The organism is Sphingobacterium sp. FBM7-1, from assembly GCF_020687765.1.
Classification (GTDB): domain Bacteria; phylum Bacteroidota; class Bacteroidia; order Sphingobacteriales; family Sphingobacteriaceae; genus Sphingobacterium.
The window spans coordinates 71,047-96,957 of record NZ_JAJEWJ010000002.1 but is presented as its reverse complement, the minus strand read 5'-3'; the positions used below and the strand labels follow the sequence as shown (position 1 = coordinate 96,957).

The window sequence follows — 25,911 nt, the reverse complement described above, 5'->3', positions numbered from 1 at the left end:
GAGGGGATGATGCAAATACGTAAATGAAAAGCGATCATTAATTTATAGCAGTTATACGGGTTAAAACGACCTAGCATTGTTCCGCGAGCAGCTTTACGCAGTGTATTCCGTTAAAACAGAAAGCTGTTTGAGCCGCCCTTAGGCGGTGAGTTCTGTTTAGGAATAGACAAGTAAAGGTAGCGGAACAATGCCAGTCTTGACTTTATGGATAAATATTTATTTTTACGGAATCCATGAGCTTACTCCGTTCGGTTTTGTTTCTTTTTCACGGGGAAAAAGAAGATAAATAAACCGTAACTTTGTCATTTGCAAATTCAGGACGACATCATATGAGCTCTACCAAGCAGCATAGCCCCATAGATTTAGGTGAACAACATGAAATTGAGGTATTTGGCGCACGGGTACACAATCTCAAAAACATTGACGTATCTTTTCCTCGCAACGAACTGGTCGTGATTACCGGACTTAGCGGTAGTGGTAAATCATCCCTCGCTTTTGATACGATTTACGCCGAAGGACAGCGCCGTTACATGGAAACTTTTTCCGCATACAGCCGCCAGTTTTTAGGCGGAATGGAGCGTCCCGATGTCGATAAAATATCCGGATTGAGTCCGGTAATATCTATTGAGCAGAAAACAACGAATAAGAACCCGCGGTCAACCGTAGGTACCATCACCGAAATATACGATTTTCTCCGTTTGCTGTATGCTCGAGCAAGTGAAGCCTATTCTTACGTAACAGGCAAGCTCATGCAACGTATGTCTGAAGAACAGATTGTCGAACGAATACTCGTCGAATTCAAAGAAGAGCCTATATACATCTTAGCTCCCGTTGTAAAAGGCCGTAAAGGCCATTACCGCGAACTTTTCGAACAGATTAGAAAACAAGGCTACACAAAAGTACGTGTAGACGGCGAAATTTTGGATCTTGTGCCTAAGATGCAAGTCGACCGGTACAAAATTCACGATATTGAAACCGTTGTAGACCGACTATATGCCAACGAAGGCGATAAAAAGCGGCTGTATACATCCGTCATGCAAGCGATGAAGGTAGCGAAAGGTATTATCAAAATTGCAAATAAAGAAGGTCGCGAGCACTTTTTCAGTCGTTATCTTATGGACGCCGAGTCTGGTATCTCCTATGACGAACCGCAGCCCAATACATTCTCTTTTAACTCACCCTACGGTGCGTGTCCCAAGTGCGATGGCCTCGGTTATGTATTCGAGCTCGACAAAGATAGTGTGGTCCCCGACAAAAAACTAAGTATACAAAAGGGAGCTATTTTACCCTTGGGACCATCACGTGATTCTTGGACATTCCAAGTGATAAAAGCAGTTGCTAAGAAGCTAGATTTTTCGTTGACCAACCCCATTGAAAAACTAACCGAAGAACAACTGGACACCCTTCTTTTCGGTGGCGACGAGCCCCTGAACCTTACGATTTCTTACGGCAGTTATGGCGCTCGCGAATACAAAATCCAATTTACGGGCCTCTTTAACATGCTCGAGGAAATCAATAGACGAAATTCGGATGACACACCTATCTTAGAAGATTTCCGCACCAAGGCCGTATGCCCGACATGCGACGGCGCGCGATTGAAAAAAGAGTCGTTACATTTTAAAATCGATCAAAAAAACATCTCGGAACTGGCTAGCATGGATATCACGACCCTCCATAATTGGTTTCATGATCTAGAAAGCCGCCTCAATGATCGACAGAACACCATTGCAGCCGAAATTCTGAAGGAAATACGTGCGCGAATAGGCTTTCTCCTCGATGTTGGATTAAGTTACCTCACGTTAGATCGTTCATCCAAAACCCTATCCGGCGGCGAAGCCCAACGAATTCGTTTAGCCACACAAATAGGCTCTCAACTCGTAAATGTTTTATACATCCTCGATGAGCCGAGTATCGGACTCCATCAACGGGACAACGAACGTCTCATCAAATCACTAAAAAATCTGCGTGATATTGGCAATTCCGTTTTAGTGGTAGAGCACGATAAAGACATGATCTTACAGGCGGACTACGTCATCGATATGGGGCCAGAGGCTGGCATACACGGCGGAGAGGTCGTGACCCAAGGAACCCCACAAGAACTCATGCAAGCCAACACATTAACCGCGCAATATCTTAACGGACAAAAAGAAGTCGCTATCCCTACCCATCGGCGCAAGGGAAACGGCAAAACATTATCATTAAAAGGCGCTTCCGGGAATAACCTCAAGAATGTACAGGTAAACTTTCCTTTAGGAAAACTAATCTTAGTAACAGGCGTCTCCGGATCCGGAAAATCCAGCCTGATTACCGGTACACTTTACCCTATCTTGAACAAGCATTTTTTCCGTGCGAAAGGCAATCCCCTCCCTTACAAAAAGATAAACGGAATCGAGCATATAGACAAGGTAATCGAAATCAACCAGAGTCCAATTGGACGCACTCCACGTTCCAACGCATCCACTTATACAGGGGTCTTCTCCGATATACGCACCCTGTTTGTCCAGCTACCCGAAGCCAAAATACGGGGCTACAAACCGGGGAGATTTTCCTTTAACGTCAAAGGCGGACGTTGTGAAACCTGCCAAGGGGGCGGCATGAAAATTATTGAAATGAATTTTTTGCCCGACGTACAAGTTCCGTGCGAAACTTGCCATGGAAAACGCTATAACCGAGAGACTTTAGAAGTACGCTTTCGCGGAAAATCTATTGCTGATGTATTGGACATGAGTATTGACGAAGCTGTCGATTTTTTTGAAAACATTCCGTCCATCTATCGGAAAATAAAAACCTTACAGGATGTCGGACTAGGTTACATTACGTTAGGACAATCCTCCACCACCCTATCTGGCGGGGAAGCTCAACGGGTAAAACTCGCCACCGAATTATCCAAAAAAGATACCGGAAATACATTTTATATTCTGGATGAACCCACTACCGGACTCCATTTCGAAGACGTCAATGTTTTATTAGGCGTTATTAATCGCCTAGTTGACCGAGGAAACACTGTATTAATCATCGAACACAACTTGGATGTAGTTAAAACAGCTGACTGGGTAATTGATATGGGACCCGAAGGTGGAAAAAATGGCGGACAGTTGATGTTTGCCGGCTTGCCCGAAGATCTTGCTCAACAAGAAGACAATGAAACAGCGAGATTTTTGAAAATGGAAATGAACGAACAATAGCGACAACCAAGACTCGCAAAGTAGTTGTGTGTTACGAAAAAGTACATCCAAAATTTTCGTAACTTTGTTTTTCGTATGTCAGACATTATACAGTTACTTCCGGATTCGGTCGCCAATCAGATCGCTGCAGGAGAGGTGGTACAACGTCCCGCTTCTGCCGTAAAGGAACTTATTGAAAACGCAATCGATTCAGGGGCGGACAACATTCGGCTTATCGTTAAAGACGCCGGAAAATCCCTCATACAAGTGATCGATAACGGGTGCGGCATGAGCACGACCGACGCCCGTCTTTGCTTCGAAAGACATGCTACATCCAAAATACGCCAGGCAGAAGATCTGTTTGCCATCCGCACGATGGGTTTTCGTGGAGAAGCCTTAGCTTCTATCGCTGCCATTGCACAGGTAGAACTTAAAAGCAGGCGTGTGGAAGATGAATTAGGCACCATGATACAGATAGAAGGCTCCAAGGTCGTCCGTGAAGAACCGGAAGCCCTATCACCGGGCACAAGCATCTGTGTAAAAAATCTTTTTTATAACATTCCAGCCCGTCGTAACTTTCTAAAAAGTAATGCTGTTGAAATGCGTCATATCATTGACGAATTTCAACGCGTAGCCTTAGCGCACCCGAAGATATTTTTCAGTTTGCACAGCGATGGCAATGAACTCTTTCATTTACCAGCCGAAGCATTGAAACAGCGAATCGTCCATCTCTTCGGGAATAGCTATAACCAACGCCTCGTACCCGTGGAAGAAGACACGACCATTATTACGGTAAATGGATTTATCGGCAAGCCCGAATTTGCAAAGAAAACCCGTGGCGAACAGTTTTTCTTTGTCAACAAGCGCTTCGTCAAGGACCCCTATCTTCATCACGCCGTCATGAATGCCTACGAAGACATCCTTCCCGCAGACGCCTATCCATTGTATGTACTGTTTATTGAGATCGATCCTTCAAAAATTGATATAAACGTCCATCCCACGAAAACAGAAATCAAATACGAAGACGATAAAGCGATGTATGCCATTTTGCGGTCTACCGTCAAACGTTCTTTAGGTCGGTACAACATCGCACCAACCTTAGATTTCAATCAAGAAACGAGTTTCAGCAACTTCATCACCAACAAGCCTTTAGAAGAGATTCAAGCACCGACAATCTCCTTCAACCCGGATTTTAACCCCTTCGAAGACACCAAATCCACTTCAGGGAGCTTACGAGCATCGAGCTATGCCGCCGGACTAGAAAAAAAGGCCGGCATTCCACAAAACTGGGATACGCTATACCAGATTGCTCAAGAAGAGCCGTCTGAACAACTTTCATTACATCAACCTGAAACAAAGGAAGATCCAAGGCCGGATACAGAAAAAACCAACACGTTTCAGGAAGGAACAAAACAATTTTTTCAGTTACATAACCGCTTTATCGTGTCCCAAATTCATTCGGGCTTCATGCTTATTGACCAGCAAGCCGCCCACGAACGAATTCTTTTCGAACATTATCTCGAACAGTTGACACATAATCAGGGAATCAGCCAGCAAAGTTTATTTCCGCAAACTATCGAACTCAACCCTGCGGATTACGCATTGATGGAAGACATCCTACCCGAAATTCAAACTTTAGGATTTCAGGTTCGTCCTTTCGGTAAAACGACATTCGTGGTTGACGGTATACCGGCCGATTTAGGTTTGGGTATCAATGAGACAAAAATACTAGAACAGCTTTTAGAAGACTTTAAAAACAATAAAGACAAATTACAACTTAATAAAAGAGAAAACTTAGCACGTAGTCTTGCAAAAAATGCGGCGATAAAACCGGGAACAGCATTAAACAACCAAGAGATGTCGGAGTTGATCGACAAACTCTTTGCCACCCCCTCACCAAGTATATCTATACATGGCAAGCCGATTGTAGTGACGATTACCTTGCAAGAGCTCATGGAACGATTTAATAAAAACTAAACATTTTACGACCTACAACATAGCGTATATGAACAATCTCTTCTCGAATTTAACCCCCGTAGTCAAAAACCTGCTTATCATTAATGTGATATGCTTTATCGGCTCGGCGATTTTTTTGCAAGCACCCCGTTTTTTCGGCGTATTTTATCCGGATTCCCCTTTCTTCCATATTTGGCAGGTGATTACCTATATGTTTATGCATGGCGGATTCGCCCACATTTTCTTCAATATGTTCGCATTGGTGATGTTCGGCTCCATTATAGAACAGGTTTTAGGATCTAAACGCTTTATCAATTTCTACCTCATCTGTGGTATTGGAGCGCTGGTCTTGCAGTATGGCGTGCAAGCGGCCGAAGTATACAATATCGCAGGCACCGTCAGAGCTGCCGAATACCTAAACTTCGATATGTTGAATAACCGTGTGAGTTCTCAGCTTGATGTGACCCAAAGTGAATTCAATACACTAGCCTCTATCTACGGCACACCCTTAGTCGGTGCATCCGGTGCCATCTATGGATTGCTCCTCGCCTTTGCTTACCTGTTTCCAAACATGTCGCTCTACCTCTTTTTTATTCCGGTTCCCATTAAAGCAAAGTATTTTATTCCCGTTTTAATTTTAATTGAGATATATTTAGGTTTTTCAAATTCCGGCGGATCAATTGCCCACCTCGCGCACGTTGGAGGTGCCTTATTTGCTTATATCCTTCTTAAAGTTTGGGGGGTACGCAGGGGAAGTATGTATTAATCGATAAGTGCTAAAGATGAAAGAGAGTGTGTTAAAAACATTTTGGCGGGATACTTACCAAAGTAAGTCTCCCATTCCTTTTATCATATCTGTACAAGTTATTCTCTTTGTACTTATCCATATTTTTGACCTTTTAAAGGAGGTTAATGTCCTTCAGGTATCCCTGTATGATTATGCTATCGACTATCTGAGTTTACCCATATCCTTCAGCCATTTCCTGAAGCAACCCTGGTCTATAGCTACCTATTCCTTCCTATATACCGGCTTGTTTCAATTGCTATTTGACTGCCTGTGGTTATACTGGATGGGCAATATTTTCCTGAACTTTCTTAGCAGAAAACAGTTTTTGTTTCTCTACTTCAGCGCAGCCTTTCTAGGAGCATGCTTGTATTTGGGTCTTGGCTTTATCCCCCTACTGCAAAACAGTGTACAGCTATCTTTTCGCAGCGCCACCTTTCCTTTGGGAGCACTAGTGGCCGCCATAGCCACACTCGTACCCCGTTACGAAATACGCCTATTTCTACTAGGTACACTCTCCTTAAAAACCATCGCCCTTGTTTATATCGGTATAGAGCTGATCTTTACCGGTCTTATGAATAAAGCAGGAGGCATCAGCTTTCTCGCAGCAGCCGGCTGGGGCATCTTCTTTATCCAATCCTTGAATAAAGGGAACGATTTTAGTGCGTTCACGCTAAAAAATTTAACCCGGAAATCGAAAATGAAAGTAGTGCACCAAAACAAATCAGCACCAGCAGCTTACCGTAACTACCGACATGTATCCGATCTCCCCAACCAGGAAGAAGTAGACGAAATATTGGATAAAATTTCCGTAGGCGGGTATGAAAGCTTAACTTCACGGGAGAAAGAAGTGCTATTCAAAGCAAGTAAGGACGATAAGTAGCCATGGCAAAGAAGGGATTCTTCAAAAAGGATTTAGGTTATTTTAGCAAAACGGTATTTCTATGTAACATGGTTGCGGTATGCTTCTTGTTATTAAGTTATGCAGCATCTTTCATCAATCCCAAAGCAGCTTGGTTTCTTCCTTTCTTCGGCTTAGGCTACCTACCCATCCTTATCGTTAATATCGGCTTTGTATTATACTGGTTGGTCCGGCGGCCGGCCTATATATTCTACACTTTAGTTCCGATTCTTTTCGGATGGAATTTACTCACCCAGCACATCGGTTTTCGCACTAAACAGAAAGATATCAGCAAAAAAGAAAACGCGATACGCGTGATGAGTTTCAACGCTCACCTTTTCAATGAAGTAAAGGAAACCTCCTCCAATACAATCCGGGACGAAGTCGTATCACTCATCAAAAATACAGATCCTGATATCCTCTCCATACAAGAGTTTTTCACGAAGATCAAAGGTACCAAACAAATGAGCGACCGCATTTTGGCCGAGAGCGGGCTCCAAGATTACTTTTTTGAACCAGCCAACAAAAGTGAACACGAAGGCTACGGACAAATTATTTTTTCAAAATACCCCATTATCCATTCGGGTACAATCACAGAAAGTGAGTATGGGATCAACCGGATTACCTTTGCCGATATCGTAAAAAGTTCGGATACCATCCGCGTATATAATGTACACTTACGTTCTTTTGGCCTGCAGACAGAAGACAAAGAATTTATCCAAAACCCCTCCAATACAGCCCATGAAGAGCAAGCTACTACTCGAGTAGGAAGAAAATTGAAATATGCCTTCGAGCGTCGCAGCCAACAAGCAGAAGCCTTACGCCATCATATAGAAGCTACACACTATCCCATTATCATCACCGGTGATTTCAATGACACCCCCATGTCCTATAGTGTGAACCTTATCGGAAAAGGCATGAAAAACACCTTTCAGGAAAAAGGACAAGGATGGGGCGTTACCCATTACGAGATGCTGCCAATCTTCCAGATCGACTATATCTTCTGTAGTCCACAGTTTCAAGTGGAAAACTACCAGATCATAAAGCAGGAGCTTTCCGACCATTATCCCATTTTTGCGGATATTCGGTTAGTAACCGATAAGCATTAAATAACTTCGTTATCCCGAGCGTAGGTAAGCAGCTCCGCTATGGTACGGCACTTCACCTTCGCCATCATTTTTCGACGGTGGGCCACCACCGTATGTGGACTGAGGAATGTCTTAGCTGCCGTTTCGGCGATGCTGTTTCCCTGCGAGAAATATTTCAACAATTCGATTTCCCGGGGCGTAAGATTTATACCCGGTTTATCAGGCTGCGTTAACAAAGCCGCAAATCGCGGATCAATATGGCTTATCCCACTTTCGACGAGCTTGATACACTTTACGACTTCCTTTATATCGGCAAATTTACTAATGATACCATGCGGTTTATACTTTACGATGTTTTTAATCACCGCAGGAGAAATCGCGCTGGTAACAAAGATAGTCTTGGCCTGCTTATTCCATCTTTTAATATCTGTAAATATAGAAAGTCCGTTCCCCTCCGATAGATAATAATCCAAGAAAACATAGAGTTTTTGATCACCAAAAGACTGGAGAAAACCCAAAAAATCATCTACTTTACTAAACGAGGAAACAGCTTCAAATGTACCGTACTTCTGTAGCAGAAGCGCAAAAGAATCCGCAAACAGCAAATGATCATCTAATACAGCAGCGCATGTTAAACTTTTCATATTTGCGCAATATCTTATTAAAAATTAATACTTTATTCATCAAATGCAACAGAAGTTGTAAATATAGCTTATCTACTACAAAACCTATCGCAAGCCATAGCATTATTTTGCTATATCAACAACAACACATAACAAAACAACGCTATGCTTGAACATGCCCTGTTGAATATCAAGCACAAAACACTTTCCTTTGCACCGAAATTAATATTACGTTGATAAAAAGACGTGAACAGACATAGGGAATTGTCTTTTTTACAAGCGAAATCGACATTATTGCCAAACATAAAATTATTTGCAAACAGCGGTCTAGAGCTGAAAAATATAGGTAAGAACACACATCAACAATAAAAAAATCATGAAAACTAAAAATTCGACTGAAAACCTAGGCACTAAGCTTCCCTATGAAGCGCCTGTTCTCCGTTCCATGGAGGTAGAATTAGAGTATGGTATCGCTGCCGGTTCCGTAACACCGTCCGTAGACCAAAAATGGAATACCACGGAAACACAGACCCAAGAGGTGCAAAACAATCATTGGTAGATCGGGTGATAGCGTCACTACATTCAATTTTATATTAACATTTGAAATTATAAACAATGAAATACAACAACATCAAAACATTTTTGGCTTTATTTATGGCCGTTACCGTTTTTGCTTCTTCGTGTCAAAAAGATAATGGCATAGATGGCGTAAACACAGGAGAAGCGACGGTTACGATTGACATGAAAGGTGTGGGCAAAGCGACTGGCAACAACGCGAAAGCCGGTCTACGCGCTTCGGCTTCTTCTAGCAAAAGCGTAGCTACACCCGCCGTACAACGTCAAGTCGTTAAATTTAACGATCAGTTTAATGTTACAGCAACATTAAGAGAGGTAACGACTACCGCACCGGCATTACGTGCTTCCGCAAAACGTGCTGATGTAACGGCTACCGGAGAGGGCGATGTTTTGCCTTTGGCAGACGGTACAGCATATACGGTTGTCGTATACAAAGACGGAAACGAAGTAACTACCGAAACATTCACACAAGGTGAAGGAGAACATAAATTCAACATTGAGGCTGGCAACTACACTTATGTGGCCTATGCTTATGGAGATGCAGGCGCTTCCGGCGCAGACCGCGACCCACTTTGGGTATCGGGTAGTTTCAGCGTAGAAGACGGTGCTAACACCCTTGCAATTGTATTGGAACACAAACTTACCGAAGTAACCGTTGTATTCAATGCAGGTTCCGGACGCGAGATCACAGCTATTAATGCAGGTACCCTTGCGCCAAACCACGACTATACATTTAACGAAGAAACCGGCGTTGTTAGCTTTGGTGCAGCGACAACAGCAGCAAGCATCAGCTTCGCAGGACAAACGGCTGGTCAAACGTGGACAAGCGCTCCTGCCATGATTGCGGTAGAAGACACCGATAATGGTACCGTCGAATTGACAGGCGTAACGATCAATGGTATTGACGGTGCGGTTAGCAGCGACGGATGGGCTTTAAGAGCTGGTGTTCAATATACGCTAGAGTTAAACTTGGGTGATAAAGAGGAGGAAGAAGGATTTGAGATTGGAGGTTTTATATGGGCACCCGGCAATCTTGTCTATAACGATGGTAGCTATGGTTTTGCTGCCCCAACTGAACAAGGTGATTTTTGGTACTTCAACTGGCCATTACCAGTAGGAGAAGGAACTGCCCCCTCAATCGCTGACATGCCAGAATACGACGTAAATCGTGACCCTTGTACATTGGTACCTGGAGGAGAATGGTATACACCTTCTTCTGAAGAATATGCAACGCTAATTGCTACACCTGGTGTAGACACAGATTGGCAATATCATTATGGAGGGACAAGCACTGAAGATCGAGGTGTGTTTTACGGAACAGATGATTTACAATTAGCTTCCGAAAACTCTGCGGATTATTTGTTTTTCCCTGGAAATGGAGGCCATGTGAACAAATATTGGACCTATAATAGCGAAAACACATCAAACGCTGCCAGTATACAATTTGGAGGATATAACAAACCAAATACTGTCGGGTTTTCTGAACAAAAATCATCGACGGACATTAAGATTAGATGCGTTAAGAACGCTAATTAAATTCAACACAATTTTTACACTATTGCAAAAGAGGCTCTCCAAACGGTTAGCCTCTTTTTCACCAGATTAACCCCGGGGAAGTTTGATGGATAAACAGAACAAGGAAACAAATGAAATCAAAACAGGAGATACAGCTCGAAGCTGTTAAGGCTATTCTCAGCGGAGAACTGCTTTTGGAAGAGGCGATGGAAAAATACAGATCCTGATATCCTCTCCATACAAGAGTTTTTCACGAAGATCAAAGGTACCAAACAAATGAGCGACCGCATTTTGGCCGAGAGCGGGCTCCAAGATTACTTTTTTGAACCAGCCAACAAAAGTGAACACGAAGGCTACGGACAAATTATTTTTTCAAAATACCCCATTATCCATTCGGGTACAATCACAGAAAGTGAGTATGGGATCAACCGGATTACCTTTGCCGATATCGTAAAAAGTTCGGATACCATCCGCGTATATAATGTACACTTACGTTCTTTTGGCCTGCAGACAGAAGACAAAGAATTTATCCAAAACCCCTCCAATACAGCCCATGAAGAGCAAGCTACTACTCGAGTAGGAAGAAAATTGAAATATGCCTTCGAGCGTCGCAGCCAACAAGCAGAAGCCTTACGCCATCATATAGAAGCTACACACTATCCCATTATCATCACCGGTGATTTCAATGACACCCCCATGTCCTATAGTGTGAACCTTATCGGAAAAGGCATGAAAAACACCTTTCAGGAAAAAGGACAAGGATGGGGCGTTACCCATTACGAGATGCTACCCATTTTTCAGATCGACTACATATTCTGTAGTCCACAGTTTCAAGTCGAAAACTACCAGATCATCAAGCAAGAGCTTTCCGACCATTACCCGCTTATGGCAGACATTAGTTTGTAGGCTGTAAAAACTCCAACGCTTTTTGCACGAAGCTATCGTTTCGGTTTTTGACTTTAAAATAAGCCTCGCGTCCAAAATAAAGCCGTCCTACCAAAGCCTCGATATCCGATTCGATAAGATCGCGCAGCTCGTCTTTTTTCCGGTCGGAAATCACAAACCCTTCTTCGCGTACAAATTCAATAAACACCCCATATTCATTATCCGGCAAGTGATAACCCTGCAAGAAATTTTCGATCGAATAAGCCGGCGCCTGTTTCGTAAAACGCGTATACACAAATTGCTCAATAAAGCTATATTGTATCAAATCCTGATAAAAAAGACTCAAGGCATTCGAATCCTGCGCCACGTGAATATCGGGCAGAATCCCCCCTCCACTGTAAACCTTTTTTCCCGCCTGGGTTTCAAACGCCATTCCATGCGCATAGAGCGTATCCAAGGCCCATAAGCCATTATACATATTATTATAATCGATCATGTTCGACCAATTCGGTATATACTTTTTCTGGATACTCCGTCCCAAGGGCGTGAAATAACGTGCTATACTCAAATTCACGGTCGAGCCGTCCGAAAAATCAAATTGTTCCTGAACAATACCCTTTCCGTACGATCGCCTCCCGACGATTGTCCCCCGATCCCAATCCTGTATAGCCCCCGCTACGATTTCGCTAGCCGAGGCCGTGTTTTCATTAATAAGAACGACCAGTTGTCCCGTTGCGAAATTTCCGCCCTGCGTACTATCGGAGTAATATTCATGTCGCTCTTCATGCGCCCCTTGCGTATAGACAATAAGCCGTCTATCAGCAAAAAACTCGCTAGCCATTTTAATCGCCATGTGAAAATATCCACCACCATTGTCGCGCAGATCAAGAATGAGTTTCTGCGCTCCCTGCTTTTTCAGCTCAATAATCGCCTGTTTAAACTCTGCTGCCGTATTAATCCCAAATCGCCTAACCTTGATATAACCAACACCCGATTCAATCATATAAACCACATCCAGCGAACTTACCGTTATCTGATCACGCACCACTTTAATCGGTGCCACCATCTCCTCACCATCCCGCTTAACGTGGATATAGACTTCCGTTCCTCTACGCCCCCGGATCAGCTTCTCCACACTCTCCCGGGAAATGTTCATACCTGCTACGCGCTCGTCCCCAATCTTCAGCAACTTATCCCCCACCCTAAAACCCGCCTTATCCGCCGGACCACCATTAATCAAGGAAACAATCATCAACGTATCGTTGAGATTAAAATACTCCATACCAATACCCTCAAATGTTCCCTCCAAAATCTCCGTCTGCCGTTGGGATTCATAAGGAACTAAATAACTCGAATAAGGATCCAAATGGGATATAATATGGTTAATCGCGCCGTTCTGCACCGAATCAATATCGACACTATCCACATAAGCCTCCGCGACCAGGTTTAGCAATTGTTGTACTTTCCACGTGTTGCTCGACAGCCCGATAGGCACTAAGGTACTACCCGGCTTACTTCCCTGCTCGTCGGCATAATTCTGACCGAGCAAGATACCCAAAAGTAAAACTGCGGCATAAGTAGCCGCGACAAAAATATTCCGTTTAGTGCCTTTTTGCATGGATAAAATTCGGTTGCAAAATTAAAATAGTTTTCTCAAATATTTACTGAATAAATAAAACAAGTATGTGAATAATATACATATTAAATGCGGGATTGTTCATAATCGTTCCGTAAAATCTACGTGATAATTTATTTCTATCTTTGTTTTAGTTGAGGACAGTATTGCACTTCCCTCCATGAACTGAAGAATGTCGCCTCCGGATATTTGAAGCATGTAGAAACATGCCTCTGCACTACACATTCTTTCTAATATCCGCAGCGACGATTTTTTTGTCCATTTTTCTAAAAAAAGGATACATTAAAATATATGCATGAGATAGAACCCTATTATAATTGGCGCGATGATTATATCGCTGCAGAAGACGAGCGATCGCCTTTCTATGGTGTCATCTATAGTGAATTCGAATACGACAAGCAGATTTATAATTTCCTGTTACATCCCCAATGGGATGAATTCGGTTCACAGACACTGTATCTAAAAATTCTTTATGCCGATTATGACACAGGTTTTGCCGTCATGGAGATCATCGGCGAATGGAACGACGCCTTATACAACGACATCATGCTCTTAAAGCGCGAAATTATCGACATGATGATTGCAGAAGGGATCACCAAATACTTGCTTATTGGCGAAAACATACTCAACTTTCACCCGTCAGACGACTCCTATTATGAAGAGTGGTTTCAGGATGTCGAAGACGGATGGATTGTAGCGGTAAATTTCCGTGACCACGTCATGCAAGAATTCCAGTCCGAAGGGATTGATTACTACATCCACTTTGGCGGTGATTTTAATACATTTCCTTGGCGTACATTGAAACCCAAACAGCTCTACCACCATATACAGCAACGTATCAATAATCGGTTGGGGATGTAATTATTTTCCTTAACTTTGTCATACAACCTTTTACAGGTTGATTTTTAACATTTAACTTTCATAACATACTATGTCATTTAGGATAGAAAAAGATACCATGGGTGAAGTTCAGGTTCCCGCGGATAAATATTGGGGAGCACAAACCGAGCGTTCACGCAACAATTTTAAGATTGGTCCGGCAGCCTCCATGCCAAAAGAAATTATCGAAGGCTTCGCCTACTTGAAAAAAGCAGCAGCTTTTGCTAATCACGAATTGGGTGTTTTACCCGTAGAGAAACGCGATGCCATTGGCGCCGTATGTGACGAAATCTTAGCCGGTAAATTGGATGATCAATTTCCGTTAGTCATCTGGCAAACCGGATCGGGCACACAATCTAACATGAACGTCAACGAAGTAGTTGCTAACCGTGCACAAGTATTGGCAGGCGGCAAAATTGGCGAAGGTGAACCCGTTTTAAAAGCCAATGACGATGTCAATAAGTCCCAGTCTTCCAACGATACTTTTCCTACCGGCATGCATATTGCCGCCTACAAAGCGGTCGTGGAAGTGACCATCCCTGGGGTAGAAAAACTACGCGACACCTTACAGCGTAAATCCGAAGAGTTCATGCATGTCGTTAAGATCGGCCGTACACACTTGATGGACGCTACACCGATCACACTTGGCCAAGAACTATCCGGCTATGTCGCCCAACTTAATCATGGACTAAAAGCTTTAAAAAACACCTTAGCCCACCTATCCGAATTGGCATTAGGCGGTACAGCCGTAGGAACCGGGTTGAATACACCAGCAGGTTATGATGTTGTCGTTGCAAAATACATCGCTGAATTTACCGGATTGCCTTTTATCACGGCTCCCAATAAATTTGAGGCACTTGCCGCACACGATGCAATCGTCGAATCCCATGGTGCGCTTAAACAACTCGCTGTTTCCTTAAATAAAATCGCTAATGACATTCGCATGTTAGCTTCCGGCCCACGTTCGGGTATCGGCGAAATTTTAATTCCAGAAAATGAGCCCGGTTCTTCCATTATGCCGGGAAAAGTGAACCCTACCCAATGTGAAGCATTGACCATGGTCGCTGCTCAAGTTATGGGAAATGACGTTGCCATCACGATCGGCGGCACGCAAGGGCATTATGAACTCAACGTATTCAAACCCGTTATGGCGGCCAACTTCCTAGAGTCGGCGCGGCTTATCGGCGATGCTTGTGTATCGTTTGAAGAGCATTGTGCTATCGGTATTGAGCCGAATTACGAACGTATCAAGGAATTAGTCGACAACTCCCTGATGCTTGTTACAGCATTGAATACCAAAATCGGCTATTACAAGGCAGCAGAAATAGCACAAACCGCCCATAAAAACAATTCTACCCTGAAAGAAACCGCGATCGCTTTAGGTTACGTCACCGCCGAAGAGTTTGATCAGTGGGTGAAGCCAGAAGAAATGGTGGGAAGCTTAAAATAACGAAGTGATTATATCTTTTGTAAAAAAATATAAAATACACGCATGCCTATCTACGATGGTAGGCATGCTTCTTTTTATAAGCAGCTGTGTACGCCATTCCGAGATGCAATCCGAAGGCGCTGATTATCTTCAAGGAGTTTGGATACAAGATAGCATTGCCCATCAATCCCAAATGATGGATTACACCTTGCATGAGTTCCGGTTCGTCTGCGATTCGGTCTACACCACCATGGAGGTTAACGCCAAAATGCAACGCATTCCTGATTCCTGTTATCAGGACGGGCAATGGAAAGAATACGCCCGCGGAGTCTATGTCATCCGTGGAGACAGCCTAATCGGCGAGGGTATCTATACACGCCCAAACGGCCGATACAAGACTTCGGGATGCTATCGAACGGGAACCTATTTACCGCGTTACCGGATCGCCTATTACGATGCGGATTCGTTGGTACTAGAGAGTCGGTACGACCAACGGCCGATTGTGTTGCGGAAAACGCAGGGGATTTCGTGTGTGCCTAAAAAGAGATGGGAAGACTGATTTGGGTTCTTCATTTTTTGTCTTGACACAAAAAACGAAGCAAAAAAAGTCAAGACTGAATATGGTTCTGCTATTTTTCTTTGCCTATTCCTAAACAAAATAAACTCGCTGCGCTCAGACAGTATTTTGTTTTCACGGAATAGTCTTCGGAAAAATGGGCGCAGAACAATATAAGGTCATTTTAGCCCGCGTTCCGCGTGCATGAGGTGTCTACATTTGTGCTATCTTTCTAATTTATCATTATATAACGCCTATATTTGACACGCTATACACTATTGTACAACCCCTCCTTAACACTGTAATGCCACATCCAGATATTTGAAGTATGTATAATCTCATCCTTAGTACTATCCCTAATTTCAAATATCTGAAGTGGCGAGGTTTTGGTTCTTTTCACGGGGAAAAGAACACGCTACTCTTCAGTAGCAGACTTCAATATATGCGTCTTCAACTCATTTTCCGTCTGCAATAATTCCTGTTCGACGACTTTGCGTTTTTCTCGGCCTTCTCGTTGTATTTGAAGTACCTGATCGATTGTCGAAACGATATCTTGGTTGGCTTTCTTAATGGTTTCAATATCCACGATACCACGTTCCGTTTCTTTTGCGATATTCACCGTCGATTCCTTTAACATTTCGGAGTTACGTCTCAGCAGCTCATTCGTTGCATCGGTAACACCCTTCTGTGCTTCCAGCGCGCGTTGCGAATGTGCAATGCCTAAGGTTAACACCATCTGATTTTTCCATAGCGGGATCGTGTTGACCAAAGAAGACTGGATTTTTTCCATCAACGACGAGCTGTTATTCTGTATCAACCTGATCTGTGGGGCAGTTTGGAGCACCACCATACGGGTCAGCTTCAAGTCATGGATTTTGCGTTCAAAACGCACCACATGCTGTTCCATATCTTTATAAGCTTGTACCTTATGCTGATCGCCCGAAGCCTCTGCTTCCGCCTTTAGCTGCGGCAAGGTCGTCTCATGGGCTTCCTGCAATTTTTCCTCACCTGCTGCGATATAAAGCGAAAGTTCTTTAAAATAGTTCTGATTCTCTACAAAGAGCTTGTCAAAAATGTTGACATCCTTAGCCAGGTTTTTATAATGCCCTTCCAACTTTAATTCGATCTGATGGATGTTCTTCTCCACAGATTGATATTCCGTACGCATCCGCTTCACCTTTTTCTTCAGGTTGTCGAAAAAGGGAATCAACGGCTTTTTATTTAGGTTATCGTCAAAAGACTTAATGTCTGAGCGCAGATTCAGTAGAATATCTTCTGCTCCCCCCATATCTTTTGTACGTACTTGTTTCAGTATTTCATTTGAAAAATTACTGACTTTCGTTTGGCTCCCCACACCATATTGGATAACATCGGTGGTAGAGCTGAGGTTAATTTTATCCTTATATTGTTTGATGATAGCCTTCTCTTCATCGGAGAAATTTGCCGACACTTCGTTGCCTTTTTTATGCTCCTCGCTATCACCATTTATAGTCAGATCTAGATTTGCCATAAGTTAATCTTTTAATAGGTTTCTATTTTTTAATGTCTGTATATATACATCTGTCTCCGCCGATACGTCCAGAATACCCGCTTTCATCTGATTCGTCACCTCCTGTTCGATAGCAATCGCCGCCTTAGCGATAACTTCTTCCAGTTTCTTTTTCGAGGCTACGGTAACCGCATTATCCAGTCTAGAATTCTCGATTTCATCATATTTCATCAATACATTGACGACCGTGGAGTGACGGACCAGAAATTTTTCTGCTTCTATTTTATCCCGTTGTTCGAGCAAATGAAAAAGGTGAATAATCTTATCGATATTTTGATGTATAGCTCGGTTATTGATTGCTTTGCGCCAATGCAGTAAACGTTCGATAAAAAGCTGAGGCGTGTCCAGCGTCGCTTGCGGTAATTCCCGCAACCTGTTTCGGGAAGACGCCGTCGGGATCCAAGCCAAGGGACGTACCTCTGCCAGTTCCAATCGTTGCAAATACGGCTTCGCCCGGTTCAATAACAGCCCATTTCCAACGATATAAGAAGCCACGTAACCACCGAGTGTCAACAGCAAGCCTTGCGAAATAGCACCAAAAAAATAAACGAACGAAGCAAATAAGCCCAGTTCCAACATCAACAATCCAATCCCCGTAGCGTACCACGAACGAATCTTACTTTTTTTAGCCTGGAACAACATCACAAACGGAAAAATATGCACCGGAAAAGGAATGAACATGGCAATGGAAATAAATGTCCATGTCAGTTGCCGTAATTCCCAGCGTTTCGGTTTTTTTGTTGCAAATCCCACGTTGCAATTTACTTATTTTTTTGGAAAACCATAGCGGACTCTCCGTTGGAAAATACGGGCAAAGCCTATATCGTTCAACACGTTTCGCTTCCACAAACCACATGCAGCAAGCAAAAAGAAAGCCTGCAGTGTATGCAGGCTCCCTAAATATTCCGATCGTAAAACAATACTTACAAAAGTTTTTTATACCGATAATGCTCCGCTAAATTGCCCGTGATCTCTTTACCTTCTTGGTCTAATTGAAACAAAATGTTCTCCCCCACTTTGAGTTTAAGATCCGTATTTTCCCCTTTCAGGTGTACAACCGATCCGTTATCTTCCCAAACAAAGGTCCCTTCGTCCGCCGACTCGGTATCTCGCTCTAGATATTCGTTCCGTATCTCAAAGGTCTCATCTTCCCGAAGCACCAAAACCGACTTAATTCCCGGACAATCCGCGCAAGGCAAAACCGCCTCATAAGTTCCCATCCAATCCACCGAGTTTTGCGAATTGTGCGCAGGATCCGGATTCGTCGTATCCAACGGTCGGGAAACCATTTGATCCGTTAACGAATCTTTTAACTCTTCCGAGTTCGTTTGCGAATTATTTGGTGACGTACAAGCAGAAAAAGCAAACAAGGCTAACCCGCTATAAAATAATTTTTTCATAACTTTTTCAGTATGTCTCACAAAAAATGCACCATCTTTATAAAGAAACATTAACACGCTATACCATTGCACAATCCCCCTTAACATTAAAAGGCCGCATCCGAATGTTTTACGGCTGTACAAATTCATCCTTAGTACAATCCCAAATGTAAAACATTCGAAGCGGCGATTTTTTGGTTCCTTTTTTCTAAAAAAAGAACAACACTACATCACTCTTCCCATCTCACTTTCTCCGCTATCGGCGAACGTACAGGTTCCCGCGATTCAGCGTTATGATGCCCCATGTAGAACAACCCGACACATTTCTGATTTTCTTCCAAGTTTAAGAACGGCCCCAAATGATTAATCAGTCCCGGTGAAGCCCAGTAGCCGCCAATGTTTAGCGAATGTGCTGCCAGCCAGATATTTTGTACGGCGCAAGCCGTAGCGGCTAGCTCCTCCCATTCCGGCAGTTCGCCCGTGTAGTTCACCACGATAGCAATCGCTACGTTAGACATCGTCGCCTTTTTCGCCATATTTTGCTCTGCCACTTCCGTATATTTATCCGTCGCGGTGGTCGTTCTGTAAATGCGGCTCAGTTCTGCCCCAAGGCGCTCTAAGCCCTCCTTCCGGAATACCACAAAACGCCAAGGCTGCGTACGCTTATGTGTCGGCGCCGCATTGGCAGCCTCCAGAATCGTTAAGATATCATCCTTTTTAATATCCTCGTCCGTAAAACTGTTCTGGTTTACAGTCCGTCTCTCATGTATCGTCTTTAAAATTTCGTTTTTCATCATAACCTATATTATTCCTTCCTTACCATTATTGCTGTTCCGCACGTTCTTGCCAAATATACGCAATATGTAAGATCGTCTGTACCGCTTTTTCCATATCCTGTCTACTCACCCATTCCAGCTTCCCATGAAAAGCATGACCACCCGCGAAAACATTCGGACAAGGCAAGCCCATAAATGACAGCCGCGAACCATCCGTACCGCCGCGTATACTCCGGCGTTCCGGCGTCAGGCCAACGCGCTCAATAGCCTCCATACCCACCGCCATCACCTCCGGGTGCTGATCGAGTATTTCTTTCATATTCCGATACTGCTCCACCACCTCAAAACTATACGTTGCAGCCGGATATCCACCGACCACATCCGAAACGATATTCCGTAAAACCTCCTCATATTCCCGGAGCTTTGCCGTATTATGATCGCGGATAATAAAACCAATTTCCGCTTGGTCCACCCCACCCTTAAGTTCCGTCGGATGAATAAAGCCCTGCTTTCCGGAAGTCGATTCCGGCGACAACTTATCCTGTGGCAAACGCGCCACCACGTCCGCCGCAATCTTCAAGGCACTCACCATCTTCCCCTTAGCGAATCCCGGATGAACCGAGACCCCTTGAATGCGTACCTGCACCGCATCCGCCGAAAAAGTCTCGTCCTCAATGGTGCCGGCCTTCTCTCCGTCCATCGTATAGCCAAACTGCGCCCCCAACTTCTCCAAGTCCACATGATCCACTCCCCTCCCGATCTCTTCGTCTGGTGTAAAAAGCAGTTTGATTTCTCCATGTTTGATCTCCGGATAAGCCATCCATAAACGCACCGCCTCCATGATTTCCGCTACGCCAGCCTTATCATCCGCGCCTAGCAACGTGGTACCACTCGCCGTTATAATATCATGCCCCATCTGCTGCTGCAGATCCGGATGTTCCGCAAACCGAATCACCACCGAAGGATCATCCGGCAACACGATATCATGCCCCTGATAATTCGCATGTAACAAAGGTTTGACGCCTTTTCCGGAGCAGTCGGGCGACGTATCCACATGCGAACAAAAACAAATTACCGGAACCTCCCCATCCACATTAGACGGGATCGTTGCATACACATAACCGAATTCGTCCAGATGTGCATCCTTTACCCCCATCTGCTGTAATTCAGACACCAGCAACCGACTCAAATCCTTTTGCTTTTCTGTCGAGGGAAAAGACACCGCATGCGGATCCGATTGCGTATCGATCTGTACGTAGCGCATAAAACGCTCCGCTACCTGAAAATCAGTAATAGGAGGAATACCAAAATTATGCATAGAAACCTGTTGATTATCCTCCAAAGGTAGAAAGTTTTGCCGCTATTTGCCCAGTCTTTGTTATTTTTGGAGCATGGTCAACCAGTCCTTCCATATTTCTACCCTCCGCCGCGGACGGTACATGCTACTGCTTTTAGCGGGTGTATGCGTAGTCACCCTCATCGCTTCGCGGCTTCCAATTTCCGAAATCGCGAAGATTCTTATGGTGCTATTTAGCCTCCCTTTATTAATTTACTGCAGCACCAAATGGAGCAAAAATGACTCCGTATGGATGGTACAAGACGGAGAGATCCGTATCGAATTTGGAAACCAACAAGTAGAGTCATTTCCCTTAGCAAACATCAAATACCTTCGCAACGTACCTCGGTCGGGAGGCAATCTCCTGATGTTCTTTTTTAAAAAAGATAAAACGCCCAAACGTTATTGGCGGAATAAATTATTCACGAAAGCGGACGATCTCAATGCCCTTGTCCACGCGATACGACAAGCCGGCGTAGATTATTATTATATGTAAAGATGAAGACAAGAGCGTTTCTATTTTTTCTCCTATTTGCCCCGATAAGCCTATGGGCACAACGTGCGGGTTATTGGCAGCAGGCAGTCGACTACCGGATGGACATTGACGTGAACACCAAAAAGCACCAGTATCAAGGCGAAATGACGTTGCGATACACGAACAATTCGCCACAAACGCTGAAAAAAGTTTATTTCCACCTGTATTTCAATGCCTTTCAGCCCGGAAGCATGATGGATCACCGACTAGCCCATATCCCCGATCCCGACCCCCGCATGACCATTCGCACAGGCACTGCAGAACGGCCCACTACAACCAGCCGTATCGCAAAATTGAAGCCGGCACAGATCGGCTATCAACATATCCAATCGCTGACGATGAATGGGCAAGCGACCTCTTTTCAGGTGGACGGCACCCTACTCGAAGTCACCCTCCCCGCACCGATCGGCAGCGGTGAAACCGTCACTTTCGACATGCATTGGGACGCCCAGGTTCCCGAACAAATCCGCCGTAGCGGACGTAATTCCGCCGAAGGCGTCGCCTTATCCATGACCCAATGGTACCCCAAAATGGCCCATTTTGATGAATTCGGCTGGCACCTGGACGAGTACGTCGCGCGCGAGTTCGTTGCCCCCTTTGGCAACTTCGATGTTACCCTCCATCTTCCTAAAGACTATGTCGTGGGTAGTTCCGGCGTACTCCAAAATCCCCACGAGGTAAAAGGTTACGATCAAAACGCTCAGGTCCGCGCGCCGAAAGGAAAAGCCTCCTGGCATTTCAAAGCCGAAAACATACACGATTTTGCTTGGGCAGCCGATCCGAAGTTTGTCGTAGACTCGACCAAGACCGCCGCCGGCGTAACCGTATACACCGTATATCTCCCCGTCGATAAACAAGTTATCGAAAACTGGAAAACAGCGCAGGAACTCGCAGCCGATTTCTTTGATTTTTGTGCTGACCGTTTTGGTCCCTACCCATGGTCTACCTATACCATTGTACAAGGCGGGGACGGCGGTATGGAATATGGCACCGCAACGCTGGTGACCGGTGGGCGGAATATCAAAAGCTTAGTAGGCGTGATCTTCCACGAAGCGGCACACTCCTGGTATCAACACCTGTTTGGCATAAACGAAACCGTCGATGAATGGTTCGATGAAGGTTTTACCAGTTATATCGAAGAATTAGGCTTTCAAGCCTTGTTTGAAAAACGCGGTGAACTGGCCAGTAACCCGGTCATCAACGCCTACCGAGCCTATTACAAATTGGCCTTATCCGGCAAGGAAGAGCCGATGAGTTTACTCGCCGATTATTATAACACCAACTACGGCTACAGCCATCAAGCGTATAACAAAGGGCAAGTATTTGTACAACAGCTAGGCTATATTATCGGCCAAGAAAACCTTGACCGCACCTTCTTACAATTCTACGATTTATGGAAGTTTAAACACCCCACTCCAAACGATTTTAAACGGGTGGCAGAAGAGGTTTCGGGAATCAATTTAAAGTGGTATTTCAACCTATTCGTCAACACGACTCGCACCATCGATTATGCGATAACGAACGTAACGACCAAAGAAATTACCCTACGGAATAAGTCCAATCTAGCGATGCCGATCGACCTTTTGGTGGAATATGAAGATGGCACGAGCGAACTTTTCTACATTCCACTACGCGAAATGCGCGGCGAGAAGCCAGCGGAATCTTTCAAGATCTATGACGGCGTGCAGCGCACGATATCGCCAGACTGGTTTTGGACCAAGCCGACCTATACCTTACCCATCCCGAAGAAAGCGGTGCGGGTTCAGATCGATCCATCGTTACGGTTGGCCGATATCGAAGCAGCCGATAATAGTTGGACAAAATAAGATAGCACCCATGATCTACTTTCATATTCCCTTTTGCAAGCAAGCCTGCCATTACTGCGACTTCCATTTTAGCACCTCGCTACAATATAAGGATGAGCTCCTGCAGGCCCTTCAACAGGAAATAAAACTTCGGGCAGACGAACTTACCGATAAGACGATACCCTCCATTTATTTTGGCGGAGGGACACCCTCGTTGCTAACGGCGGATGAAATCCAACAGTTAATCGGCGAGGTTGCCGCACATTTCGAAATTGCGGCCGATGCGGAGATCACCCTGGAAGCCAATCCCGATGACCTCGACAAAGCGAAGGTACAGGCGCTCCGTCATACCCCGATTAACCGTTTCAGCATCGGCATACAATCCTTCTATGACGAAGATCTACGCTGGATGAATCGTGCCCATCAAGCTGCTGAAGGAGAGGATGCCATTAAACGCGTGCAGGACGCCGGCTTTGAGAACCTCACCGCCGATCTCATCTATGGCTATCCTTTACTAACGGACGCCAAATGGAAATCCAATATGGAAAAACTGATCGCCTTGGCTATCCCCCATATCTCTTCCTACGCGATGACTGTCGAGCAAAAAACAGCCTTGGCACATTTCATTCGCAACGGCAAAACAGCCCCCATGCAAGAAACACAAAGCGCGGAACAGATGCAGATGATGATCGAAACACTCACAACGCACGGGTTTGAGCACTATGAAATCTCCAATTTTGCCAAGAATGGCCAATATGCCAAACACAATACCAGCTACTGGCAGGGCAAACACTACCTGGGCATCGGTCCATCCGCCCATTCTTTCAATGGCCATTCCCGGAGCTGGAACATCGCCAACAATGCCCGTTATATCGAAGGTATCACGGCCGGGAAACCCCACTATGAGGCCGAGCAGTTGACAGACGAAGACCGTTTTAATGAATATATCATGACCGCCCTACGCACCATGTGGGGGATAGATCTGGAGAAAATAACAACAGACTTCGGTATCGACTACCGTAAGCACCTGTTAACAAACATACAGCCCTTTATCGATCGGCAAGAGGTGGAACTGCGTGCAGACCGTTACCTCATCCTATCCAGCAAGGGAAAACTATTAGCAGATTATATCGCCTCCGAATTATTTTTGATTCGCTGATCGTGGCCGATCAACCCTTCGGTTTCTAAGTACTTCATAATAATCTGTGTGGCGCCCGCCTTTTCCTGCACATACTTCCGGGCCGCTTCTCCGGCCGAGATTCTTTTGGGCTCGCTGGATAATGCGTACGCCACGCGCTTTAATTCCTCCGCGTTTTCCACGGGGAAACCACTTCCGACTTCGATCAGATCGACCGCCTCCTGAAAGCGGCTATAATTCGGGCCGAAAACAACGGGGATACCGTACGCAGCTGCCTCCAAGGTATTATGAATGCCTACCCCAAAACCACCGCCAATATAGGCCAAATGCCCATAACCATATAGCGAAGATAGCATCCCGATATTATCGATGACCATCACCGAAGCCTTTTCTACTTCGTCAGCCGCATACGCGCTGAAATGCGAAAAAAACAGTGCCTGTGGGATCAATTGTTTAATTTCCTGCAAATGGGCTTCGTGGATTTCGTGTGGCGCTAAAAGTATTTTCCAGTCAGACTGCGCGGTGAGGAGCGCCGATAACATGCGTTCATCCGGCGTCCAAGTGCTTCCGGCGACCAACACCCGGCCGTGCCCTGCCAGAAACTGCTCTACTTCGGGAATCGTGCGCCGCTGCTTCGGTAGCTCGATAACCCGGTCAAAACGCGTATCGCCCGCCAGACCCGCCTGGCGGATGCGTATTGCCCGCAGCCAGAGCACAGAATCCATATTTTGTGTAAAGAAAAAACGAACATTTTTTAGTATCCCCCGAAAAAAACCGCCGTACCATTTAAAGAATACCTGCTCCTCCCGAAAGATCGCCGAGATCAGAAATAACGGAATATCCCGTTTATTCAGCTCCCGAAAATAATGATACCAGTATTCGTATTTCGTAAACACGGCAAATTTAGGCTGCACGATCGTCAAGAATTTCCGCACATGAGCAGCCGTATCCGTCGGCAGATAAAATACATGATCCGCCAGAGGTGTATTTTTCCGGATCTCGTATCCCGACGGAGAAAAAAAAGTAATGATAATTTTTTCGTCTGGATATTTCAACCGAATAGCCTCCATAACCGGCCGCCCCTGCTCAAACTCGCCTAAAGACGCAAAATGGAACCAGATAGGGTGGGAACCTTTCTCCATCGCCTGTTCGATACGGGCGAACAACTGCTTGCGCCCGTCTACCCAAAGTTTAGCCTTCCGGTGAAAAGGAGAAATAACACGCAGTAACAGCGTATACAAACCTATTCCGGCATCGTAGAGAAAACGCATATGGATAAAACCTAAATAATTTATTTATTTCCGCTCTGCGGCCCTAAAGAACTACACGACAGCGGAAATATGCTTATATTCGTATCAAACTTAGACAAAATGCGTAGCATTCACGAACGCAAAAGAAAAA

At 44.7% G+C, this 25,911-nt stretch carries 22 protein-coding genes; 14 read left to right on the top strand and 8 right to left on the bottom strand.

Annotation, left to right across the window (positions count from 1 at the left end):
• Positions 1–329 precede the first annotated feature (329 nt).
• The 5 genes from uvrA (at position 330) to LKO28_RS05045 (ending at position 7,914) form a co-directional block, all read left to right on the top strand.
• A complete protein-coding gene (gene uvrA / locus LKO28_RS05065) occupies positions 330–3,185 on the top strand; it encodes an excinuclease ABC subunit UvrA (RefSeq protein WP_227693618.1) in 2,856 nt (951 codons plus the stop codon).
• A 75-nt stretch (positions 3,186–3,260) separates the two neighbouring features.
• Complete coding sequence (gene mutL / locus LKO28_RS05060; RefSeq protein ID WP_227693617.1) at positions 3,261–5,141, top strand: DNA mismatch repair endonuclease MutL; 1,881 nt, start codon at positions 3,261–3,263, stop codon at positions 5,139–5,141.
• Between the two features lie 28 nt (positions 5,142–5,169).
• A complete protein-coding gene (locus LKO28_RS05055; protein WP_227693616.1) occupies positions 5,170–5,886 on the top strand; it encodes a rhomboid family intramembrane serine protease in 717 nt (238 codons plus the stop codon).
• Between the two features lie 16 nt (positions 5,887–5,902).
• The gene (locus LKO28_RS05050) at positions 5,903–6,787 is read left to right on the top strand and encodes a rhomboid family intramembrane serine protease (protein WP_227693615.1); all 885 of its coding nucleotides are present in this window, start codon (positions 5,903–5,905) and stop codon (positions 6,785–6,787) included.
• A gap of 2 nt (positions 6,788–6,789) precedes the next feature.
• Positions 6,790–7,914, top strand: coding sequence for an endonuclease/exonuclease/phosphatase family protein (locus LKO28_RS05045; protein WP_227693614.1), 1,125 nt, complete (start codon positions 6,790–6,792; stop codon positions 7,912–7,914).
• Here LKO28_RS05045 and LKO28_RS05040 read toward each other — a convergent pair.
• Positions 7,911–8,537 carry a response regulator transcription factor gene (locus LKO28_RS05040; RefSeq protein WP_227693613.1) on the bottom strand — a complete coding sequence of 209 codons (627 nt, stop codon included), beginning with the start codon at positions 8,535–8,537 and terminating at the stop codon, positions 7,911–7,913. The two genes, LKO28_RS05045 and LKO28_RS05040, sit on opposite strands and share 4 nt — an antisense overlap.
• Positions 8,538–8,892: 355 nt before the next feature.
• Here LKO28_RS05040 and LKO28_RS05035 point away from each other — a divergent pair, with 355 nt between their 5' ends.
• The 3 genes from LKO28_RS05035 to LKO28_RS05025 all read left to right on the top strand — a co-directional run bounded on the left by LKO28_RS05035 (position 8,893) and on the right by LKO28_RS05025 (position 11,513).
• Positions 8,893–9,075 (top strand): hypothetical protein, encoded by a 183-nt coding sequence (locus LKO28_RS05035; protein ID WP_227693612.1) that lies wholly within the window; start codon positions 8,893–8,895, stop codon positions 9,073–9,075.
• Between the two features lie 56 nt (positions 9,076–9,131).
• On the top strand, positions 9,132–10,628 hold the full coding sequence (locus LKO28_RS05030) for a hypothetical protein (protein ID WP_227693611.1): 1,497 nt from the start codon (positions 9,132–9,134) through the stop codon (positions 10,626–10,628).
• A 207-nt stretch (positions 10,629–10,835) separates the two neighbouring features.
• Positions 10,836–11,513: an endonuclease/exonuclease/phosphatase family protein gene (locus LKO28_RS05025; RefSeq protein ID WP_227693943.1), complete on the top strand. Its 678-nt coding sequence runs from the start codon at positions 10,836–10,838 to the stop codon at positions 11,511–11,513.
• Here the strand turns inward: LKO28_RS05025 and LKO28_RS05020 are convergent.
• The gene (locus LKO28_RS05020; RefSeq protein ID WP_227693610.1) at positions 11,503–13,110 is read right to left on the bottom strand and encodes a S41 family peptidase; all 1,608 of its coding nucleotides are present in this window, start codon (positions 13,108–13,110) and stop codon (positions 11,503–11,505) included. The genes LKO28_RS05025 and LKO28_RS05020 overlap by 11 nt on opposite strands.
• A 309-nt stretch (positions 13,111–13,419) precedes the next feature.
• Here LKO28_RS05020 and LKO28_RS05015 point away from each other — a divergent pair, with 309 nt between their 5' ends.
• The 3 genes from LKO28_RS05015 (at position 13,420) to LKO28_RS05005 (ending at position 15,995) form a co-directional block, all read left to right on the top strand.
• On the top strand, positions 13,420–13,989 hold the full coding sequence (locus LKO28_RS05015; protein ID WP_227693609.1) for a hypothetical protein: 570 nt from the start codon (positions 13,420–13,422) through the stop codon (positions 13,987–13,989).
• A gap of 70 nt (positions 13,990–14,059) precedes the next feature.
• Positions 14,060–15,457 carry a class II fumarate hydratase gene (gene fumC / locus LKO28_RS05010; RefSeq protein ID WP_227693608.1) on the top strand — a complete coding sequence of 466 codons (1,398 nt, stop codon included), beginning with the start codon at positions 14,060–14,062 and terminating at the stop codon, positions 15,455–15,457.
• Positions 15,458–15,521: 64 nt separating this feature from the next.
• Positions 15,522–15,995 (top strand): fumarate hydratase, encoded by a 474-nt coding sequence (locus tag LKO28_RS05005; protein ID WP_227693607.1) that lies wholly within the window; start codon positions 15,522–15,524, stop codon positions 15,993–15,995.
• Positions 15,996–16,407: 412 nt separating this feature from the next.
• Here the strand turns inward: LKO28_RS05005 and LKO28_RS05000 are convergent, their stop codons facing one another.
• From LKO28_RS05000 to pepT, 5 genes are all read right to left on the bottom strand, one after another.
• A complete protein-coding gene (locus LKO28_RS05000) occupies positions 16,408–17,502 on the bottom strand; it encodes a toxic anion resistance protein (RefSeq protein ID WP_227693606.1) in 1,095 nt (364 codons plus the stop codon).
• A 3-nt stretch (positions 17,503–17,505) separates the two neighbouring features.
• Positions 17,506–18,294, bottom strand: a complete 789-nt coding sequence (locus tag LKO28_RS04995; RefSeq protein ID WP_227693605.1) for a hypothetical protein — start codon at positions 18,292–18,294, stop codon at positions 17,506–17,508.
• Between the two features lie 170 nt (positions 18,295–18,464).
• Positions 18,465–18,941, bottom strand: a complete 477-nt coding sequence (locus tag LKO28_RS04990) for a copper resistance protein NlpE (RefSeq protein ID WP_227693604.1) — start codon at positions 18,939–18,941, stop codon at positions 18,465–18,467.
• A 209-nt stretch (positions 18,942–19,150) separates the two neighbouring features.
• Entirely contained in the window at positions 19,151–19,717 is a 567-nt protein-coding gene (locus LKO28_RS04985; RefSeq protein ID WP_227693603.1) for a nitroreductase, read from the bottom strand.
• A gap of 25 nt (positions 19,718–19,742) precedes the next feature.
• On the bottom strand, positions 19,743–21,014 hold the full coding sequence (gene pepT, locus LKO28_RS04980; RefSeq protein WP_227693602.1) for a peptidase T: 1,272 nt from the start codon (positions 21,012–21,014) through the stop codon (positions 19,743–19,745).
• Positions 21,015–21,087: 73 nt separating this feature from the next.
• Between pepT and LKO28_RS04975 the strand changes: the two genes are divergently transcribed.
• From LKO28_RS04975 to hemW, 3 genes are read left to right on the top strand one after another with little or no spacing between them, the layout of a single operon-like run.
• Positions 21,088–21,528, top strand: a complete 441-nt coding sequence (locus LKO28_RS04975; protein WP_227693601.1) for a hypothetical protein — start codon at positions 21,088–21,090, stop codon at positions 21,526–21,528.
• 2 nt (positions 21,529–21,530) lie between these two features.
• Positions 21,531–23,393 (top strand): M1 family metallopeptidase, encoded by a 1,863-nt coding sequence (locus tag LKO28_RS04970; RefSeq protein WP_227693600.1) that lies wholly within the window; start codon positions 21,531–21,533, stop codon positions 23,391–23,393.
• A 10-nt stretch (positions 23,394–23,403) separates the two neighbouring features.
• Positions 23,404–24,531, top strand: a complete 1,128-nt coding sequence (hemW, locus tag LKO28_RS04965) for a radical SAM family heme chaperone HemW (protein WP_227693599.1) — start codon at positions 23,404–23,406, stop codon at positions 24,529–24,531.
• Here the strand turns inward: hemW and LKO28_RS04960 are convergent.
• On the bottom strand, positions 24,498–25,781 hold the full coding sequence (locus tag LKO28_RS04960) for a 3-deoxy-D-manno-octulosonic acid transferase (RefSeq protein ID WP_227693598.1): 1,284 nt from the start codon (positions 25,779–25,781) through the stop codon (positions 24,498–24,500). The genes hemW and LKO28_RS04960 overlap by 34 nt on opposite strands.
• Positions 25,782–25,911 lie beyond the last annotated feature (130 nt).

What these genes read in the sequence shown, in the direction of transcription:
- uvrA (WP_227693618.1), top strand. Translation starts at nt 330, where the DNA reads ATGAGCTCTACCAAGCAGCATAGCCCCATAGATTTAGGTGAACAACAT.
- mutL (WP_227693617.1), top strand. Translation starts at nt 3,261, where the DNA reads ATGTCAGACATTATACAGTTACTTCCGGATTCGGTCGCCAATCAGATC.
- LKO28_RS05055 (WP_227693616.1), top strand. Translation starts at nt 5,170, where the DNA reads ATGAACAATCTCTTCTCGAATTTAACCCCCGTAGTCAAAAACCTGCTT.
- LKO28_RS05050 (WP_227693615.1), top strand. Translation starts at nt 5,903, where the DNA reads ATGAAAGAGAGTGTGTTAAAAACATTTTGGCGGGATACTTACCAAAGT.
- LKO28_RS05045 (WP_227693614.1), top strand. Translation starts at nt 6,790, where the DNA reads ATGGCAAAGAAGGGATTCTTCAAAAAGGATTTAGGTTATTTTAGCAAA.
- LKO28_RS05040 (WP_227693613.1), bottom strand. Translation starts at nt 8,537, where the DNA reads ATGAAAAGTTTAACATGCGCTGCTGTATTAGATGATCATTTGCTGTTT.
- LKO28_RS05035 (WP_227693612.1), top strand. Translation starts at nt 8,893, where the DNA reads ATGAAAACTAAAAATTCGACTGAAAACCTAGGCACTAAGCTTCCCTAT.
- LKO28_RS05030 (WP_227693611.1), top strand. Translation starts at nt 9,132, where the DNA reads ATGAAATACAACAACATCAAAACATTTTTGGCTTTATTTATGGCCGTT.
- LKO28_RS05020 (WP_227693610.1), bottom strand. Translation starts at nt 13,110, where the DNA reads ATGCAAAAAGGCACTAAACGGAATATTTTTGTCGCGGCTACTTATGCC.
- LKO28_RS05015 (WP_227693609.1), top strand. Translation starts at nt 13,420, where the DNA reads ATGCATGAGATAGAACCCTATTATAATTGGCGCGATGATTATATCGCT.
- fumC (WP_227693608.1), top strand. Translation starts at nt 14,060, where the DNA reads ATGTCATTTAGGATAGAAAAAGATACCATGGGTGAAGTTCAGGTTCCC.
- LKO28_RS05005 (WP_227693607.1), top strand. Translation starts at nt 15,522, where the DNA reads ATGCTTCTTTTTATAAGCAGCTGTGTACGCCATTCCGAGATGCAATCC.
- LKO28_RS05000 (WP_227693606.1), bottom strand. Translation starts at nt 17,502, where the DNA reads ATGGCAAATCTAGATCTGACTATAAATGGTGATAGCGAGGAGCATAAA.
- LKO28_RS04990 (WP_227693604.1), bottom strand. Translation starts at nt 18,941, where the DNA reads ATGAAAAAATTATTTTATAGCGGGTTAGCCTTGTTTGCTTTTTCTGCT.
- LKO28_RS04985 (WP_227693603.1), bottom strand. Translation starts at nt 19,717, where the DNA reads ATGATGAAAAACGAAATTTTAAAGACGATACATGAGAGACGGACTGTA.
- pepT (WP_227693602.1), bottom strand. Translation starts at nt 21,014, where the DNA reads ATGCATAATTTTGGTATTCCTCCTATTACTGATTTTCAGGTAGCGGAG.
- LKO28_RS04975 (WP_227693601.1), top strand. Translation starts at nt 21,088, where the DNA reads ATGGTCAACCAGTCCTTCCATATTTCTACCCTCCGCCGCGGACGGTAC.
- LKO28_RS04970 (WP_227693600.1), top strand. Translation starts at nt 21,531, where the DNA reads ATGAAGACAAGAGCGTTTCTATTTTTTCTCCTATTTGCCCCGATAAGC.
- hemW (WP_227693599.1), top strand. Translation starts at nt 23,404, where the DNA reads ATGATCTACTTTCATATTCCCTTTTGCAAGCAAGCCTGCCATTACTGC.
- LKO28_RS04960 (WP_227693598.1), bottom strand. Translation starts at nt 25,781, where the DNA reads ATGCGTTTTCTCTACGATGCCGGAATAGGTTTGTATACGCTGTTACTG.